The 3,599-nt window shown below is 70.7% G+C and carries 3 protein-coding genes; 2 read left to right on the top strand and 1 reads right to left on the bottom strand.

Features of this window, described 5'->3' with window-relative positions; translation table 11 throughout:
• Positions 1 to 199 precede the first annotated feature (199 nt).
• Positions 200 to 1,162: an RDD family protein gene (locus tag AC08OU_RS23610; RefSeq protein ID WP_476605848.1), complete on the bottom strand. Its 963-nt coding sequence runs from the start codon at positions 1,160 to 1,162 to the stop codon at positions 200 to 202.
• 168 nt (positions 1,163 to 1,330) lie between these two features.
• On the opposite strand from AC08OU_RS23610, the gene AC08OU_RS23605 reads away from it, so the two are divergent.
• Positions 1,331 to 2,341, top strand: coding sequence for a stage II sporulation protein M (locus tag AC08OU_RS23605; protein WP_476605847.1), 1,011 nt, complete (start codon positions 1,331 to 1,333; stop codon positions 2,339 to 2,341).
• A gap of 132 nt (positions 2,342 to 2,473) precedes the next feature.
• The coding region (locus AC08OU_RS23600) for an alkene reductase (RefSeq protein WP_476605846.1) at positions 2,474 to 3,599 on the top strand (1,126 nt) is incomplete at its 3' end.

The following is a 3,599-nucleotide window of genomic DNA, read 5'->3' as shown; positions in this document are numbered from 1 at the left end:
CGATGACCTTCCCAAACATACCCTAGACGTGCGTTTCACCGGCGGACCAGCCGCCACGTCCGGTGTGTGCGGTACGTCCTACATTGTTTAGCAGACGTTAAGGAAGTGTGGATCTGATGGTGCGTGCCCCGGCCGGTCCGGGCGGGTGCGGCCGGACGATGGGCTGGCTGGCTGCCGGGGACCGGTGAGGGCGGCCGGGTCACCGGCCCGGCGGGGGCTGCGGGGCCGTGGGATAGGGGGGTTGCGGGGATTGGTCCTGAGCCGTCGGGTATTGGGCCGTCGGGTACTGGGCCGTCGGGTACTGGGCACCCGGGTACGGGGCGAAGGCGGGGGAGGGTGTCGATCTCGGCCGGTTCGCCGTCAGCCGGTGGTAGGCACGCCGGGTTCGCTCGGCCAGCACGGCGGACAGGTAGGCCCAGCCCGGCGTGCCGGGCGGCGGCGGTGGTGTCACGACGGCTCGCACCTCCCGGACCAGCCCGCTGCCGAGGCATTCGAGGGCCTGCGGGGACAGCTCGTGTGCCCGGCCGAGGAACTGGCGGGCACGCAGGGCCAGAGCATCATCCAACCCGGTGAGGTCAAGGGTGGCGGCCCAGCCGACGAGCTGGGGCGGGACGGACGCCGGCACTCCGCCAGTGCGCGGCACGCTGGCCTGCAGGACGACCGTGCCGGCGAAGACGTCCCCCAGCCGCTTCGCGTGTTTCGACACCAGCATGCTGATCACTGCGGGCAGGCCCAGCAGCAGTCCGGGACGTTCGACGACCGCCCCGACCAGACCCCGGGCGAACGCGTGCCGGAAGTGGATGGGACCTCCGTCGTCGCGGACGACGCGCAGCCCCAGGGTCATCTTGCCGAGGGTCCGCCCGCGCGTCAGCGTCTCGCAGGTGACCGGGTACCCGAGCACGATGCCGACATAGACCAGCAGGAACACCGTGGCGATCAGGGCGTCGTTGTCGGGCCGCACGATCAGTAGGGCCGCGGCGCCGACCGCGTAGAGGATGTAGAGCTGGATGAGCAGGTCGAGCAGGCCGGCGATCAGACGGGAGCCCAGCCGAGCCACCCGCAGTTCGATGGTGATCGCTTCACCTGTGACGATCGCCTCACCCGTGAGGACACCCGTGCCGGCGAGACCGGCGGATCCCTTTCCCGTGACGACCTGGTTCATCTGGGCCCCCCGGGACCTCGATGGGTATCCGGACATCACTTTATGGCCTACGCCGCCCGGTTCGCTCCTCCTCGCCGGGTGGTGCCGCTGACAGCGGTGAGGACGGTTCGGACGCGTGCGGCTCGACGGTCTGCGAGGATCTCGACGGTCTGGGAGGATGAGGCCGTCATGGATCTTGATGCGTACGTCGCCGTGCACCGGCCGGAATGGGTCCGGCTTGGTCGGCTCGTCGACAAGGCCGGCCGGCCGCGGCGGATGGCACCGGACGAGCTCGACGAACTGGTCGAGTTGTACCAGCGCGCGGCTACCCACCTCTCGGTTATCCGCAGCCGGTCGTACGACACGACCCTGGTCGACGATCTGACGAACCTGGTGACGCGAGGCCGGGCGGCGGTGGGCGGCGCACCTGACCCCGGCTGGCACATCGTCGGTCGTTTCTTCGCGGTGACGTTTCCGGTGGCCGTGTACGAACGCCGATGGTGGGCTGTCGCGACGGCGCTCGGCTCCCTGCTCGTCGCGCTGGCCGTCGGTCTGTGGGTCGTGCACGACGCCGAGGTACAGGCGAACCTGCGTGCGCCGGACGCGGTCGCGGATCTGTGCCGCCACGGCTTCGCGTCCTACTACACCGAGAATCCGGCCTCGTCCTTCGCTAGTCAGGTGTGGACGAACAACGCCTGGGTGTCCGCGCAGGCGGTGGTCTCCGGGGTGCTGCTGGGTCTCCCGACCCTGCTGGTCATGTTGCTGAACGCGCTGAATCTCGGCGTCGTCGGCGGATACATGACCAGCTGCGGGGAGAGCGGGCAGTTCTTCAGCCTGATCCTCCCGCACGGCCTGCTGGAGCTCACGGTCGTGTTCGTTGCGGGCGGGGTCGGGCTGCGTCTCGGTTGGACGATCATTGCACCGGGTCCGCGCAGGCGGGTGGAGGCCCTGGCCGCAGAGGGGCGCGCAGCGGTGGCCGTCACGATGGGGATGGCGCTCGTGCTGGCCGTCTCCGGGCTGATCGAGGCGTTCGTGACCCCGTCGGGGCTGCCCACGGCGATCCGGATCGGGATCGGCGCGGTGGCGTTCGGCGGCTTCATCGCTTACGTCCGGCTGTACGGCAGCCGGGCGGCCGCGGCCGGAGAGACCGGTGACATCGACACCGGGCGCGGCGGCGCCGACCTGCTCCCGGTGGCCTGACCGCGCCGACCGGGGCCCGTGGCGGGCATCACATTTCTGGGGCGGCGGGAAGGCTGCCCGGCGATGTACCTGTTCGGTAGGTACAGGCGCGGCGCCCTGGGGTGAGCCGTGACGCCGACGAGAGGGAGCCTCATGACCACCGCGTTCGACCCGATCGATCTGGGCGGACTTCGCCTGGCAAACCGCATCGCACTGGCCCCCATGACCCGTAACCGGGCCCCCGGCGCAGTCCCGGCTCCGGCCACGGCCACCTACTACGCCCAGCGTGCCGGCGCCGGGCTCCTCATCACCGAGGGCACCCAGCCCTCCGTCGGTGGACAGGGTTACCCGAACACCCCGGGCCTGCACAGTGAGGAGCAGGTGCGGGCCTGGCAGCAGGTGACCGGCGCCGTGCACGAGGCCGGCGGAGTGATCTTTGTCCAGGTGATGCACGCTGGTCGCATCAGTCATCCCGACCTGCTGCCGGGCGGTCTCGTCCCGGTGGCCCCCTCGGCGGTCCGCCCGGCCGGCCAGGCGTTCACCGGCGAGGGTATGCAGGACTTCGTCATCCCGGCCGAGCTGACCGAGCAGGGCATCATCGAGATCATCGCCGATTTCGTCGCCGCGGCCCGTAACGCCGTCGAAGCCGGCTTCGACGGCGTCGAGATCCACGGCGCCAACGGCTACCTCGTGCACCAGTTCCTTGCCAGCGGCACCAACCGGCGCACCGACGGCTGGGGCGGCTCGGCGGCGGGTCGGATCCGGTTCGCTGTGGAGGTCACCCGGGCGGTCGCCGCCGCGATCGGCGCTCATCGGGTCGGCCTGCGGATCTCGCCGGGCACCACCTTCAACGACATCACCGAGGACGACGTGCGCGACACCTACGTCGCGCTGGTGGACGCGGTCGCTCCGCTGGGGCTTGCATACCTGCACATTGCGGAGAACACCGGGCGCGAGCTGACCCGAGAGCTGCGGGATCGCTTCGGCGGTCCGCTCATCCTCAACCCGCTCACCCCCGACCACCCGACCGGGCCGGAGGAGCTGTCGCTCGTGGAGAACGGCACCACCGACATCCTCAGTTTTGGGACGCTGTTCCTGGCCAACCCCGACCTGCCCGTCCGGCTCGCGGCCGGCGGCCCGTTCAACTCGCCGGACCGCGCCACCTTCTACGGTGGCGACGAGCGCGGGTACACCGACTACCCGGCACTCGCCGATGCCGACGCCGATGCCGACTCTGTGGCCGTGACCGTGGTTCAGCAGGAGTCGCCCGAAGCCGGGC

The organism is Frankia sp. CcMO1 (assembly GCF_977945845.1).
This window is presented reverse-complemented; position numbering and strand designations above follow the sequence as displayed.